At 71.1% G+C, this 14,219-nt stretch carries 12 protein-coding genes; 8 read left to right on the top strand and 4 right to left on the bottom strand.

Translation table 11 applies throughout. The features are described 5' to 3' along the window. Positions 1-219, top strand: a 219-nt coding sequence (locus VGX25_RS13600; RefSeq protein ID WP_326918115.1) for a hypothetical protein, incomplete at its 5' end; no start/stop codon positions are given. 81 nt (positions 220-300) lie between these two features. On the opposite strand, the gene VGX25_RS13595 is transcribed toward VGX25_RS13600, so the two are convergent. Beyond that, a complete protein-coding gene (locus VGX25_RS13595) occupies positions 301-750 on the bottom strand; it encodes a hypothetical protein (RefSeq protein WP_326918113.1) in 450 nt (149 codons plus the stop codon). A 248-nt stretch (positions 751-998) separates the two neighbouring features. Between VGX25_RS13595 and VGX25_RS13590 the strand changes: the two genes are divergently transcribed. From VGX25_RS13590 to VGX25_RS13575, 4 genes are read left to right on the top strand one after another with little or no spacing between them, the layout of a single operon-like run. Beyond that, positions 999-4,064: an amino acid adenylation domain-containing protein gene (locus tag VGX25_RS13590; protein WP_326918112.1), complete on the top strand. Its 3,066-nt coding sequence runs from the start codon at positions 999-1,001 to the stop codon at positions 4,062-4,064. Beyond that, the gene (locus VGX25_RS13585) at positions 4,061-4,846 is read left to right on the top strand and encodes a leucyl/phenylalanyl-tRNA--protein transferase (protein ID WP_326918111.1); all 786 of its coding nucleotides are present in this window, start codon (positions 4,061-4,063) and stop codon (positions 4,844-4,846) included. The genes VGX25_RS13590 and VGX25_RS13585 overlap by 4 nt, the downstream gene beginning before the upstream one ends. Before the next feature lies 1 nt (position 4,847). Further along, positions 4,848-5,591: an N-acetyltransferase gene (locus VGX25_RS13580; protein WP_326918110.1), complete on the top strand. Its 744-nt coding sequence runs from the start codon at positions 4,848-4,850 to the stop codon at positions 5,589-5,591. Next, the gene (locus VGX25_RS13575; protein ID WP_326918109.1) at positions 5,591-6,616 is read left to right on the top strand and encodes a methyltransferase; all 1,026 of its coding nucleotides are present in this window, start codon (positions 5,591-5,593) and stop codon (positions 6,614-6,616) included. The genes VGX25_RS13580 and VGX25_RS13575 overlap by 1 nt, the downstream gene beginning before the upstream one ends. 186 nt (positions 6,617-6,802) lie before the next feature. Here the strand turns inward: VGX25_RS13575 and VGX25_RS13570 are convergent, their stop codons facing one another. Next, positions 6,803-8,521, bottom strand: a complete 1,719-nt coding sequence (locus VGX25_RS13570; RefSeq protein ID WP_326918107.1) for an acyl-CoA dehydrogenase family protein — start codon at positions 8,519-8,521, stop codon at positions 6,803-6,805. A gap of 30 nt (positions 8,522-8,551) precedes the next feature. After that, positions 8,552-10,129 carry an MFS transporter gene (locus VGX25_RS13565; RefSeq protein ID WP_326918105.1) on the bottom strand — a complete coding sequence of 526 codons (1,578 nt, stop codon included), beginning with the start codon at positions 10,127-10,129 and terminating at the stop codon, positions 8,552-8,554. A gap of 219 nt (positions 10,130-10,348) precedes the next feature. Here VGX25_RS13565 and VGX25_RS13560 point away from each other — a divergent pair, with 219 nt between their 5' ends. After that, a complete protein-coding gene (locus VGX25_RS13560; protein WP_326918104.1) occupies positions 10,349-11,002 on the top strand; it encodes a transcriptional regulator in 654 nt (217 codons plus the stop codon). 2 nt (positions 11,003-11,004) lie between these two features. Here the strand turns inward: VGX25_RS13560 and VGX25_RS13555 are convergent, their stop codons facing one another. Beyond that, complete coding sequence (locus VGX25_RS13555; RefSeq protein ID WP_326918103.1) at positions 11,005-11,523, bottom strand: pyridoxamine 5'-phosphate oxidase family protein; 519 nt, start codon at positions 11,521-11,523, stop codon at positions 11,005-11,007. Between the two features lie 192 nt (positions 11,524-11,715). Here VGX25_RS13555 and VGX25_RS13550 point away from each other — a divergent pair, with 192 nt between their 5' ends. Both VGX25_RS13550 and VGX25_RS13545 read left to right on the top strand, forming a co-directional pair. Next, complete coding sequence (locus VGX25_RS13550) at positions 11,716-11,925, top strand: hypothetical protein (protein WP_326918102.1); 210 nt, start codon at positions 11,716-11,718, stop codon at positions 11,923-11,925. After that, positions 11,925-14,210, top strand: coding sequence for a TOMM precursor leader peptide-binding protein (locus VGX25_RS13545; protein WP_326918100.1), 2,286 nt, complete (start codon positions 11,925-11,927; stop codon positions 14,208-14,210). Before VGX25_RS13550 ends, VGX25_RS13545 begins: the two co-directional genes overlap by 1 nt. The last annotated feature ends 9 nt before the right edge of the window (positions 14,211-14,219 follow it).

Raw genomic sequence — 14,219 nt, 5'->3', positions numbered from 1 at the left:
CTGCGCGCCGCCGCCGACGCCATCCGGCTGTCCCGCCGCACCCTCGGCACCATCAAGGGCAACCTGTTCTGGGCCTTCGCCTACAACGTCGCCGCCCTGCCGCTGGCCGCGCTCGGCCTGCTCAACCCCATGCTCGCCGGCCTGATCATGGCCGGCAGCTCCGTGTTCGTCGTCTCCAACAGCCTCCGCCTCCGCCGCTTCCAGGCCTGGGCAACCTGATCACCCAGCGCCCGGCGGCCACCCGGCCCGGAACCGGAGGCGCGCAAACCCCGCCTCCGGTTCCGCTCCACCACCGGCCAGTTACCTCTGCGAGCGGTGGGCGCGGTGGTCCATGCTGTACTCCTCGCGGCGCCAGAGCATGACGGCGAGCATGGCGGGGAGCATCAGGATGTGGCCGACGATCATCAGGGTCATGCCGCTGAGGAGTCCGGCCCACAGCGGCGGGAAGAGCACCACGAAGGGGATGTACATCGCGGCGGCCATCTCGGCGCACGGGACCCAGCCGTGCCGGTGGTAGCGCATCAGCAGGGTCATGGCGATGGTCATGTTGGTGGCCATCACCAGGGCGGCCAGGTCGGGCCGGTCGAACAGGTCGGACCAGCCGAGGGCGTCGACGGCCAGATCCCAGACCGGGGCCAGGGCGATCATGCCGACGACCATGGCCACGACCATCTCCAGGAAGTGGAGCCAGAATCGGCGTCCGGGCATGGTGCGGGTCTTCGTCGCGACCGCTGGGCGGATCTCGGTCATGGCACACGTCTCCGATCATGAGCTGGCTGGGATCCTGCCTCAAAGCTACCCAAGCGCCGCCCAACGGCGACCATGATGCGGTCATTGGCCGGTCATGCGGATTTCAGCCGCGGCCGGGAGGGATTCACGTCCGGATGTGAAGAAAACCCGTGGCGCCATTCGGATGCCAGCGGGCTGCGACCGAAGGTCGAGGGGCGTTCGTACGGTTGAGTCATCTCCCGAAAGAGGCTCAAGCTACGGGGAACTCCATGAACGCTTGCAGGCAGCCGCTTGTCCACGAACAGTTCGCCGCACGCGCCGCCGCGCAACCCGACGGAATCGCGGTGGTGTGCGGAGATCAGCAGATCAGCTACGCCGAGCTGGGGCGCCGCGCCAACCAGCTGGCACACTTCCTGCGCCAGGGCGGAGCCGGGCCGGGCTCGGTGGTCATGGTCCACTTGGAACGGTCAATCGACACGATCGTCGGCCTGCTCGCCACCCTGACGGCGGGCGCGGCGTACCTTCCGGTGGAACCCGGCGCGCCCGGCGGTCGCATCGCGACGTTCGTCAAGGAGACCGGCTGCGCGACCGTCATCGCGCACGAGCGCGACCACCCGCGCTTCGCCGATCTTCCGGTGCTGGCCGTGACCCCGGACGCCGGCGCGGTCGCCGGCTGCCCGACGGTGGCGCCCGAGGCCGCGGCGGACGGCGAGGACGTCGCCTACATCATCTACACCTCGGGATCGACCGGAGCGCCCAAGGGTGTCGCGGTCGCCCACGACTCGCTGAGCTACCTGTGCGGCGCGGTCACCGACCGGTACGGGATCACCCGGGCCGACCGGGTTCTCCAGTTCGCCGCGCTGTCGTTCGACACCTCCATCGAGCAGATCATGATCACCCTGCTGGCCGGCGCGACGCTCGTGCTGCCCGACCTGGCCTGGGCGCCGAGCGAGCTGGCCGACCGGTTGCGGCGGCACGGCGTCACGGTGATGGACCTGACCCCGGCCTACTGGCGCAGCTTCCTGTCGGAGTTCGCCGGCAATCCCAGCGACCTGCCGGTGCGGCTGATGATCGTCGGCGGCGACGCGATGCGGGCCGAGGACTGCCGGACCGCGCTGCGGCTGCTGCCCGATGTGCGGCTGGTCAACGCCTACGGGCTCACCGAGACCACGATCACCTCGTGCACCATGGAGCTCACCGAGGAGGTGCTGCCGGAGCGCGGCGCGGCCCCGGTCGGCCAGCCGCTGCCGGGCACCTTCGTCTACGTTCTCGACGAGGAGCTTCGGCCGGCCGCGCCGGGGGAGCGCGGCGAGGTCTACATCGGCGGCCCCGGCGTGGCCCGCGGATACCTCTCCGAGGAGGTGTCCGGCCGCGCGCGGTTCCAGCCGGATCCGTTCGCGTTCCTGCCCGGGAAACGCATGTACCGCACGGGAGATCTCGGCGGCTGGACGCGCGAGGGGAACCTGGAGATCGTCGGCCGGGCCGACCGGCAGGTCAAGATCCGCGGTTTCCGCGTCGAGCCGGGCGAGATCGAGGCGACCCTCGCCGCGCACGACCTGATCGCCCACGTCGCGGTGAAGGCCTACGAGCGCAACGGGCAGTCGCGGCTGGCCGCCTACTACACGATGCCCGGCCATGTCTCGGACTCGCTGTCCGGCCGGGAGCTGCGCGAGTTCGTCGGCCGGTACCTGCCCGCATACATGGTGCCGACGTCGTTCGTGCGGTTGCCCGAGATGCCGCTGACGCCCATCGGAAAGGTCGATCTCGAGGCCCTGCCCGCGCCGGTCACCGAGCCGGCGGCCGCGGCGGACGCGGCGGCCGACCCGCCGACCACGCTGGTCGCGCCGACCTCCCTTGTGGAGCGCGGCGTGTCCAGGCTCTGGCGCCAGGTGCTCAAGGTGGACCGGGTCAACCCGACGGACAACTTCTTCGACCTCGGCGGCAACTCGATCCTGGCGGCCGAGCTGCTCGCCAAGGTCCGCGCCACCTTCGGCGTGCTGATCACCCAGGTGCGCCCGCTGATCCGGCTGCTGCTCGAGGACGCGACACTGCGCAGCTTCGCCAACGCAGTCCAGGCCGCACGGGCGGGAACGCTCGACGGCGACGACACCAGGAAGCGGGTGGACTTCGACGCCGAGGCGGAGCTGGACGTCCCGATCGCCCGGTCGGTGACCGATCCGCCGCGTTGGCACGACCCGGCGCACATCCTGCTCACCGGCGCCACCGGTTTCCTCGGCATCTACCTGCTGCGCGAGCTGCTGGCCAGCACCGACGCGGTGGTGCACTGCCTGGTGCGGGCCGACGAGCGCGACGAGGCGCTGCGGCGCATCCAGGCCAACGCCACGCATTTCCTGCGCGACGACCTGGCCGGCTACCACGCGACCGGCCGCATCGTTCCGCTGGCCGGCGACCTGGCCAAGCCGCTGCTCGGGCTGTCCGAAGTGGAGTTCGACCGGCTGGCCGGCATCGTCGACGTCATCCACCATCCCGGCGGGCTGGTCAACTTCATCTACCCGTACTCGCACATGCGTCCGGCCAATGTGGACGGAACCCGGGAGGTCATCCGGATGGCCGGCCGGTACCGCAACATCCCGGTGCACTTCACCTCCACGATGGCGGTGATCGCCGGGTTCGGGACGGCCGGGGTGCGGCAGGTGAGCGAGGACACCCCGGCCGCCTACGCCGACCACCTGTCGGTCGGCTACGTGGAAAGCAAGTGGGTGGCCGAGGCGCTGCTGAAGAACGCGTCGCGCAAGGGCCTGCCGGTGGCCGTATACCGGGCCGCCGACATCTCCGGCGACTGCGTGACCGGCGCGTGGAACACCGCGACGGAGATGTGCGCGATGAAGCGGTTCATCGTCGACACCGGCACCGCACCGGTCGCCGAGCTCCCGCTCGACTACACGCCGGTGGACCGGTTCGCGGCCGCGGTGGCGCACATCGCCGCGAGCGCGCTGCCGGCCGGCGAAGTCTACCACCTGACCAATCCCGGCAAGGTCAACGTCGCCGAGCTCACGGATCGGTTGCGCGCGCACGGTTATCCGATCCGGGAGGTGTCCTGGAGCCAGTGGCTCGACCAGCTGGTCAAGATCGCCGTGGAGCAGCCGGACCACCCCATGACGCCGTTCGCGCCGCTGTTCATCGACCGGTGCGCGACCGGCCAGATAAGCGTCGCGGAGATGTACCTGGAGACCACGTTCCCGGTGTTCACCCGGACCAATGTGGACAGAGCTCTCCGCGGCAGCGGGATCGAGATCCCGCCGGTCGACACCGAGATGCTCGACCGCTACATCCGCTACCTGACCGCCATCGACTTCCTGCGAGCGCCACGATGAACCGACCCGCCACGAGCGTCACGACCCCATGGGAATCCCTCGACCTGTCCGGCGCCGCCGCCGACGGGCCGGTCGCGTTCCACGACGACCTGTCCCCGGCGACGCTGCTCGAGGCCTACCGGCACGGCTTGTACCCGTTCCCGGCCGACACCGAGGAGCAGCGCCTCCTGCACGAGATCACCGCCGAGATCGGGATCGCCGCCGGGCAGATCACGGTGCTCGACGGCGGCGCCGACCCGTACGCGGTCGCCTGGTGCTCGCCCGACCCCCGGCCGGTCATCCCGGTCCGCTCCGCGCGGATCCAGCGCAGCCTGCGCCAGCAGCTGCGCAACAAGGTGGACTGGACCACGACCGTCGACACGTGCTTCGAGCGGGTGGTGCGCAACTGCCGGGCCGGCCGGGAACCGCGGTGGCTGACCGACGACCTGGTCGCCAGCCTGTGCCGGCTGCACGAATCCGGGCACGCGCACAGCGTCGAGGTCTGGGACGGCGACGACCTCGTCGGCGGCACCTTCGGCGTGCGGATCGGCGGGGTGTTCAGCGCCGACTCGCAGTTCACCCTGCGCAGCGGCGCGGGCAAGGTCGCGGTCGTCGACCTGGTGCGGCGCTTCGCCGAGAGCGGCGGGATCGCCGTCGACGTGCAGCACGACGGCGACCACGCCAAGCTCCTCGGCGCGTGCCCCATCGCCAGGGAGAGCTACCTCGAGCTGCTGGCGACCCATGCCGGGGCCGGCGGCGCGCTGCCCGCCGACCCGCGGCCGGCCCGCAGGCTGGCGGCCTGAGATGGACCTTCGCGTCGTCACCCTCGCCGACCGGCCCGACCTCAGGGACGCCATCCTCACCATGGAGGCGCACTGGCCGGAGTACATCCGGCCCGAGCCGGTGCTGATCACCTGGGCCTTCGACCGGCACGCCCGGCACCAGCTGCTCGTGCTCGACGGCGACGAGGCCGTCGCACGGGCGGTGAGCGTGCCGTTCGCCTGGGACGGTGAGCCGGGCAGCCTGCCCGACACCGGCTGGGACGAGATGCTGCGGCAGAGCCTGCTCGACACCCACGCCGGCGCCGAGCTCACCACCCTGTGCGCGCTCGAGGTCGCCGTGGTGCCCGGGCAGCGGGCCCGCAACCTGTCCGGGTACACCCTCGCCGCGCTCGCCGACAACGCCCGCCGCGCCGGCTACACCGACGTGGTCGTGCCGGTTCGGCCCAGCCACAAGCATCTCGAGCCGCTCGTGCCGATGGCCGAGTACGTCGCGCGCACCCGTCCGGACGGGCTGCCAAGCGATCCCTGGCTGCGCGTGCACGTCCGGGAGGGCGGGCGGATCCTCAAGATCTGCCCGGTGTCGATGACGATCTCCGGAAGCCTTGCCCAGTGGCGCGGCTGGACCGGCCTGCCGTTCGACACCAGCGGACCGGTCACGGTGCCGGGAGCGCTGAACCCCGTCGAGGTCAGCGTCGAGCACGACCACGCCGTCTACATCGAACCCAACGTCTGGGTTCGCCACCAACTCAGGGAAAGGTGCGCCTGATGTCCAGCGAGAAGATGCGCAACCGCGCCGCGCTGATCGAGCGGATCGGCGGGTACATGACCGCGCACGCGCTCGGCCTCGCGGCTGAGCTCGAGATCGCCGACCGCATCCACGGTGGGGTGTGCACGAGTGCCGAGCTGGCAAGGGAAACCGGCACGCACGAGCCCTCGCTGCGCCGGCTGCTGCGGCTGCTCGCGGCGGTCGGGATCACCACGGAGCCGGCGCCCGGCCGGTTCGGCCTGACCGAGATCGGCGACCTGCTGCGCTCCGACTCGCCCGACTCGCTCTACGCGTTCACCCGAATGTTCTGCCACGAGTCGCATTTCCGCGCCTGGCTCGGGCTCGGGCACTCCGTGCGCACCGGCGAGTCCGGCTGGGACCACGTCTTCGGCGCCAACATCTACGCCTACCTCGCCGACAACCCCGAGCTGTCCGCGCTGTTCAACCAGGCGATGAGCCAGGAGGCGCGGCTCTCGGCCGGCCAGATCGCCGCGGCCTACGACTTCTCGGACGTCACCACGGTGGTCGACGTCGGCGGCGGCGACGGTACGCTCATCTCGGCCATCCTCCGCGCCAACCCGCACCTGAAGGGCATCGTCTTCGACAGCCCGAGCGGGGTGGCCCAGGCCGACGGCGTCCTCGCCGACGCCGGCCTCGCCGACCGCGCCGAGGCCGTCGCCGGCGACTTCTTCGAGTCGATCCCCGCCAACGGCGACCTGTACCTCATCAAGAGCGTCTTCCAGGACTGGGACGACGAGCCGGCCAAGGCGATCCTGCGCACCTGCCGCGCCCACATGCCCCCCACGGCCACCCTGTTGATCGTCGGCTCCCTCCTCCCCGAACGCGCGGCCCCCGGCGACCCGATCATGTTCTTCACCGACGTGAACATGCTCGTCAACTCCGGCGGCCGCGAGCGCACCGAGGCCCACTTCCGCACCCTGCTCGCCGAAACCGGCTTCGCCGTGAAGTCCGTCGCCCTCAGAGCCGCCGGCCCGCTCTCCATCATCGAAACCCGCCCGGCCTAGCCGGGCTCCGCCGACCCCGCAGTTGATCTTCCCCTCCAGTTGATCTCCCCCATACCCCTACTCAGCCCCCACCCCGATCTGGGGTGGGGGGTGGGTTCGTGGGCAGTTTACCGGTGAGGAATTGCGGATGATCTTGAGGTGGGGATTGTCCACAGGTGGGCGGGGTGGTTGTCCACAGGTGTGGGGTCAGACGGTGCGGTGGAGGTTCGGGCGTCGGGATGGGCCGGGGGTGGGGTCGGCGATCCACGGGCCCTCGATCGAGGGGTCGAGGATGCCCGCTTCCAGCCAGGTGTACCGGTCGGCGAGGACCGCCCTCGCGAGGGCGGTGTCGGGCTCGTCGGTGTTGTGCCACAAGCGGTTGAACAGCTCGGCCACCCGGCGGCGGGCCTGCCGGCAGAACGCGTCGGCGAGGTCGGTGGCGGCGTCGTGGTGGTCGGAGCGGGCCCTGGCGTAGACGCAGCTGGCGCTCATCGCGTAGAGCTCGGCGGCGATGTCGACGATTCGGCCGAGGAACAGCTGCCGGTCGTCGATCTCGGCCGGCCAGCGGGACCGGCCGCGGTCGAGCTGGCCGGCGAGCGTGCGGCTGGCCTGGTCGGCGAACCGCAGGTGCGGGGCCAGCGGGCCGAAGCCGGCGTACCCCGGCTCCGGCGCGGACCCGCGGACCGGGTCGGCGGCCATGGCGTCCTGGGCGATGAACACCCGCAGGGCCTCGCTGGAGCCGTCGAAGATCCGGCCGATCCGCAGGTCGCGCAGCAGCTGCTCGACCGGGACGCCGCGCTCGCCGCGCGCCGCCGCCGATTCGGCGGTCTCGTAGCCACGGCCGCCGCGGATCTGCACCAGCTCGTCGGCGATCAGCCAGGCCTGCTCCGAGGCGTACAGCTTGGCCAGCTCCGCCTCCGTGCGGGTGTCGAACCGGCCGGTGTCGGCCCGCCAGCCGGACACCTCGACCATGGCCTCCAGGGCGAACGCGGTCGCGGCGATGAACGCGATCTTGCCGGCCACCGCCTCGTGCTCGCCGATCGGCCGGCCCCACTGCACCCGGACCCGCGACCACTCCCGGGCGATCTTCAGGCTCCACTTGGCCGCGGCGGCGCACACCGCGGGCAGCGAGAGCCGGCCGGTGTCCTGCGCGGCGAGCGCGATCTCCAGGCCGGAACCCTCGGCGCCGATCCGGTTGCCGGCCGGCACCACGACGTCGTGCAGCCGGACGACCCCGTTCTCGAGGCCGCGCAGGCCGAGGAACGAACCGCGGTGCTCCACCGTGACCCCGGCGGCGCGGGCGTCGACCACGAACGCGGTCATGCCGCCGGCACCCGGAGAGTCGGGCACCATGGCCATGACGACCAGGAGGTCGGCGAGAACCCCGTTGGTTGCCCACGACTTCACGCCGTTGAGCAGGTAGCCGTCCCCGACCGGCACCGCCGTGGTGTGCATCCGGAACGGGTCGTTGCCGATGTCCGGCTCGGTGAGGACGAACGCGGAGATCTCCCGCACGCACCGGGGGAGGAACTCGCGCTTCTGCTCCTCGGTGCCGAACAGCGTGATCGGCTGGGGCAGGCCGATGGCCTGGTGCGCGGCGAGCAGCTCGCTGAGTGCCGAGTGGACGGTGCCGACGATCATCAGCGCCCGGTGGTAGCAGACGCCCGGCAGGCCGAGCCCCCCGAACTCCTCGGGAATCTTGATACAGAACGCCCCGATGTCCTTCAGGCCGTTGATCACCTCATCCGGGATCCGGGCCTCCCGCTCGATCAGCCGGGAGTCGACCTTCTCCGCGCAGAACGTGCGCAGCCGCTCCAGGAACGCCTCGCTTTCCTCGTCGAGCCGAGGAAAGCCCGACGGCGGGTCGAGGAGGTCGATCCGGAGCCGGCCGAAGAACAGTTCCCTGCCGAAGCTCGCGATGTCCACTGCCGTCTCCCGCCGTCGAGCCGGTTTCCCTTATGCCGCGTCCACTTCGGCCGGTGCCGGCTCGGGCTCCCGCTCGGACGCCGCCGAGCCGGTGGGTGGGACGTGGCGGAGCCGGACCGCCGCGAGGACCGCGCCCGCGGCGGCGACCACCGCCGCCACCACCGCGCCGAGGTTGAGCCCGCTGGTGAAGGCCGCGCGGGCCGGTTCCAGCACGGCCGCGCCCAGCTCGGCGGGCAGTGCCGCGGCCACGGCGACGGCGCCGTCGATGCTGTCCGTTGCCGTCGTGGCCAGGTCCGCCGGCAACCCCGAGGGAAGCGTGACGGCGCCGCGGTAGCTGGCCACGCCGATGCTGCCGATGAGCGCGATGCCAAGGGAGATGCCAAGGTCGTTCGCGGTGGTGCTCAGGCCGGAGGCGGCGCCCGCCTTCTCGGGTGGGACCGAGCCCACGACCAGGTCGGTGGTCAGCGCCATGGCCGGGTTGACGGCCGGGTAGAGCACGATGAACCCCGCGATCAGCAGCGGCAGCCCGGTGGCGCTGTCCACCCGGGTGAGCATCAGGTAGCCGATCACCTGCACGGTAAGGCCGGTGGCGATGATGTACCCGGGCCGCACCCGCCGCGCCAGGATCGGGGAGATCATCGACACGATGACCAGCAGGACCGCGGCGGGCAGGATCGCGAACCCGGTCTCCAGCGGCGAAAGGTCGGCGACGAGCTGCAGGTACTGCGTGATCAGCAGGTACATGCCGCCCAGCGCGGCCGCGGCCAGGATGAACACCCCCAGCGCCCCGCTGACCGTGCGGTTGGCGAACAGCCGTACGTCCAGCAGCGGGGTGGCGGAGCGCAGCTGGCGGACGACGAAGGCGGCGCCGAACGCCACCCCCGCCGCGATCGTCGCGAGCGCGATGCCGAGCGAGTCGTCCTTGGCCAGCGCCTTGACCCCGTAGATGAACGGAAGCACGGTGGCGAGCAGGAGCAGCACGCTGAGCAGGTCCAGCCGGCCGGCGTTCGGGTCGCGTTGCCGGGGCAGCAGCAGCGGCGCGCCGATCACCACGACGGCCATCACCGGCACCGCGACCAGGAAGCTCGCCCGCCACGAGAACGCCTCCACCAGGAGCCCACCGACCAGCGGGCCGAGCGCCACACCGGCGGAGATGCCGCCGGCCCAGGCGCCGATCGCGACGCCGCGCTGCTTGGGGTCGAGGAACATGGTGAAGATCAGGCCGAGGGTCGCCGGCACGACGGTGGCGGCCGCGACGCCCAGCACGGCCCGCCAGAAGATCATCATCGACGGATCGTCGGTGAGGGCGGCGAACACCGACGCGACGCCGAACACGGCGGCGCCGATCGTCAGCAGCCGGCGGCGGCCGATCCGGTCGGCCAGAGTGCCCATGGCGACAAGGAAACCGGCCATCAGGAAGCCGTAAATGTCCAGGATCCACAGCAGCTGCGTGCTGCTCGGCGCCAGGTCGGCGGCCAGGTGCGGGATCGCCAGGAACAGGATCGTGAGCATCATGAACAGCAGCATCGAGGGAAGCACCAGCAGGCCCAGCCCCAGCCACTCCCGGCGTCCGGCCCGCGGTCCGGCAGACGCATTCGCGGAAGTCATCGCACTCTCCTTCGCGGCGCTAGCAGTGGAGATATACCCCCCATGGGTATATGACCTGTATACCAGGTGGGGGTATCCGTGGCAAGGGGGCACGCATCCCGGCACACCTCCCGAGCGTGGCAACAAATCCTGGTGCTCCGCTGGCCGCGCGCTCTACGTCGACTCGCACGCCTGGACTTCCCTCGGATCCAGTGCTGCTATGGGCTGATGGATCACGTTGTGGCGCAACTGGTTGAGCGCGCGCAGGCGGAAATCTCGAAGCAAGCGGAAGGCAACCGCTTCCTCGACCTGCTCGAAAACGGCGCGGCGCCGGCCGAGCGGCTTCGCCGGCTGGCCGGGGAGCTGTACCGGCTCGTCGGCAGCGACCGGCGCAGCTTCGCTCTGCTCGCCTCCCGCTTCGCCGAACCTCCTGCCGGAGACCTGTTTCTCGCGATGGCCGAGGGTGAGGCGCAGGCCCTGCGCCTGCTGCTGGACTTCGCCGCGGCGATGGGGTTGGGGGAGCCGGAGCTGCGGGCCTACGAGCCGCGGCCGCTCGCCCAGGCGTACCCGGCGTACCTGACCCAGACCGCGCTGTTCGGCGCCAGCAGCGCGGTCGCGCTGGCCTTGCTGGCCAACGTGACGGAATCCGGAGCGACCTACGCCCGCGTTGCCGACGCGTTGCGGTCGCGGTACGGATTCTCCGAAAACGCCGTCGGCCATTTCCGGTTCTTCGCCGAGACCCCGCAGAGCCTGCTGGACGCGGCCGAGGCCACCGTGGCGGCGGGACTGGCCCTCGGCGAGAATCCCGATGACGCCGTGCGGACGGCACGGATGGTCAGCGCCTACGAGGCCGCGTTCTGGGCGACCATGGCCGAGGGACTCGACGAGGCCTGACATCAGGCAACCTTCAGCTCCGCCAACGGCATCTCGATCCGGCGGTCGATCCGGTCGTGTGCCCAGGTGCGGGTGTCGACCAGCCACCAGCGCTCGACCTCGATCAGGTACAGCCGGTGGTCGGCCGGCGGCAGCAACGCCGCCGGCGGCAGTGTCCACTGTGCACGCGACTGCGGATCGGGGAGCACGGCGTCGTAGAAGGTGGCGTGGAAGCGGCGCACCTCGTCGGCGGTCAGCTCGGCGCACCGGCCGGTAAACTGGGCGCCGTCGACCGACGTGAGGGATTCGCCGGTCACGAACAGCGCTCCGCCGACCCGCGGCCGGGCCGCGATGTGCCGGCTGTGCCGGGATTGGACGGCCGATCCGAACAGCAACCGCAGCGGATCGGGCAGCCACGCGTACTGCAGCACGGCCGACCACGGCGTGCCGTCCGCCGACACGGTGGCGATGGTCAGATATCCGGCCTCGGCAAGCACTCGCCGGGTCCGGTCGGCCAGGCTGTCCTCGCTGCCGCCATCCACCGCAACAACCCTTCCAGACAGCCGTTCCATTCGACAGTGACCGGGTCACGAAGCGGTGTGGGGCAGTCCCGTCTACTGCATGAAGAATGCATGTTGTGCCGGTGAGCCGGGCACTGGCTGTGACGGCGCCGCGCGGCGCACGATTCCACCATCGCCAATGGGCTCGACTGTAACTCAAAGGGAGTTCAAATCATGTCGTTCGGTGTGAACGAGGATGCGCAGCCAGTCACCAAGGTGACCCAACTGTTAGCCAGGCTCGGCTATGCCGATGAGCGGCCGGGCAACACGGTAGAGCTGGCGATCGATCGGTTCGACCAGTGGACCAATCCGCGGGGTGCGATGCTCACCCCCTCGACCGACTGTATCGTCGGAGCGAGCTTCGCACTCGAGCGAGCCGCGTGATGAACACCGGGGCCGGAGCAGCATCGCTGGTCGGCTTCAAGCGGCACCTGCGTGCCGAAGTGTCGGCCGGCGAGGGCGCGTATCTGTTTTCCGAGCGCGGCGTGACGGTGCTGAAGGGCTCACGCGTCGAGTCCCTCGCGGCACTGCTGGACGGTACCCGGAACATCGCCACCGTGCTGGACGCCATGCCCGGCGGCCTGACACCGGAGCAGGTCGCCGGCCTGATCCGGCGTCTGGCCGAGGCGGGCCTTGTCGTCCTGCACGCGCCCGTCGCGAGCCCGGTGGACGAGCGCGCGCTCGTCTACTGGGACGCAAGCGGAATCGACTCCGCCGCGGCGGTCACCGGCATCTCCACCCGGACGCTGCGGCTGCTCGCGGTGGGCAACGTCGACCTCGAACCCGCGCGCAGCACCATGGGAGCGGCCGGGTTGACCGTGGCCACCGAGGGGGATCCGGAACCGGCGGCCGCGCTGACCGTGGTGCTGTGCGACGACTATCTCAACCCGGAGCTGGCCGAGATCGACGCCGTGCACCGGGCGGCCAACCGGACCTGGCTGCTGGCCAAGCCGGTCGGCGCCACGCTCTGGCTCGGGCCGGTGTTCCAACCACCCGAGCCCGGCTGCTGGAACTGCCTTGCCGTGCGCCTGTGGACGCACCGCAACGCGGAAGCGGTGGCCCAGCGGGCACTCGGCCGGCGCGGCCCGGCGCCCAGCCCGGCCGCGGCCGTCCCGGCGCTGAGTGCCATGGCCCTGGACATGGTCGCGCTGGAGGCGACGAAGTGGCTGGCCGGCTACCGCCACCCGAACCAGCGCCGCGTCTTGACGTTCGACAGCCTCGAGCTGCGCGGAGAGCATCACGAGCTGCGCCCCTACCCGCAGTGCACGGCCTGCGGCAACCCGGCGCTGATGCGCGAGCAGGCCCACCGCCCGGTCGTGCTGACGTCGCGGCGTAAGGCCTCCTACAGCGGCGGCGGGCATCGCTCGCTCACCCCGGAGCAGGTGCTGGCCAGGTACCGGCACCTGATCAGCCCGGTGACCGGTGTGGTGAAGGAGATCCGGCGGGACGAGCACGGGCCGGAGTTCTTCCAGTCGTTCCGCTCCGGCCCGAACGTGGCGGCGCGGGTGAGCAACCTCAGCACGCTGCGCGCCACCATGCGAATGGAGAACGGCGGCAAGGGAACCACCGCCCTGCACGCCGAGGCCAGCGCGCTGTGCGAGGCGATCGAGCGGCACTGCGGCAACTTCCGGGGGGACGAGGAGCGGATCCGCGGCAGCCTGCGCTCGCTCGGCGAGCGGGCCATCCACCCCAACACGTGCATGCTCTACGACGAGCGGCAGTACCGCACCCGGGTCGAATGGAACGCCGCGCACGGGCCGTTCCAGCACGTCTGCGCGCCGTTCGACGAGGACGCGATCATGAACTGGACCCCGGTGTGGTCGTTCACCGAGGGCCGCCACCGGTTGCTGCCGACGGGACTGCTCTACTACTGCGCGCCCGAGGAACCCGGGCCGCACTACCTGCACGCCGACTCCAACGGCAACGCCGCCGGCAGCAGCCTCGAGGATGCCGTGCTGCAGGGCCTGCTCGAGCTGATCGAGCGGGACGCGGTGGCGCTGTGGTGGTACAACCGCACCCGCGCGCCGGGAGTCGATCTCGACGCGTTCGGCGACCCGTGGACCGACGAGCTGCGCGGTGTCTACGCGGGACTGGGGCGCGAGGTCTGGGTTCTCGACCTCACCTCGGACTTCGACGTCCCGGTGATGGTGGCGCTGTCCCGGCGCGCCGACCGTTCCCCCGAGGAGATCATGCTCGGCTTCGGGGCGCACCTCGATCCGCGCCTTGCGCTGCGGCGGGCGTTGACCGAGCTGAACCAGATGATGCCGGTGCTGCTCGCGGCCACATCGGAAGGGGCCTACCGGTGCGACGACCCGGACATGGCCGGTTGGCTGCGGAGCGCGACGCTCGCCGACCATCCCTATCTGGTGCCCGACCCGGTGTCGCGCCGGCGGGGCCCGAGGGATTACGGCTACGTGGTGCGGCCGGATCTCCTCGAGGACGTCGCCGTCCTGCAGTCGAAGGTCGAGTCGCTCGGCATGGAGCTGCTCGTGCTCGACCAGACCCGGCCGGACATCGGCCTGCCCGTGGTCAAGGTGATCGTCCCAGGGATGCGGCACTTCTGGGCGCGGCTGGGTCCGGGGCGGCTCCACGAGGTCCCGGTCCGTCTCGGCCGGCTGCGCGAGCCTACTCCGTACGAGAACCTGAACTCGATCCCGATGTTCATGTGACCGATGTGA

The sequence above is a fragment of the Actinophytocola sp. genome (assembly GCF_035942955.1).
In the GTDB taxonomy this organism is placed as follows: Bacteria; Actinomycetota; Actinomycetes; order Mycobacteriales; family Pseudonocardiaceae; genus DASYTH01.
This window is presented reverse-complemented; position numbering and strand designations above follow the sequence as displayed.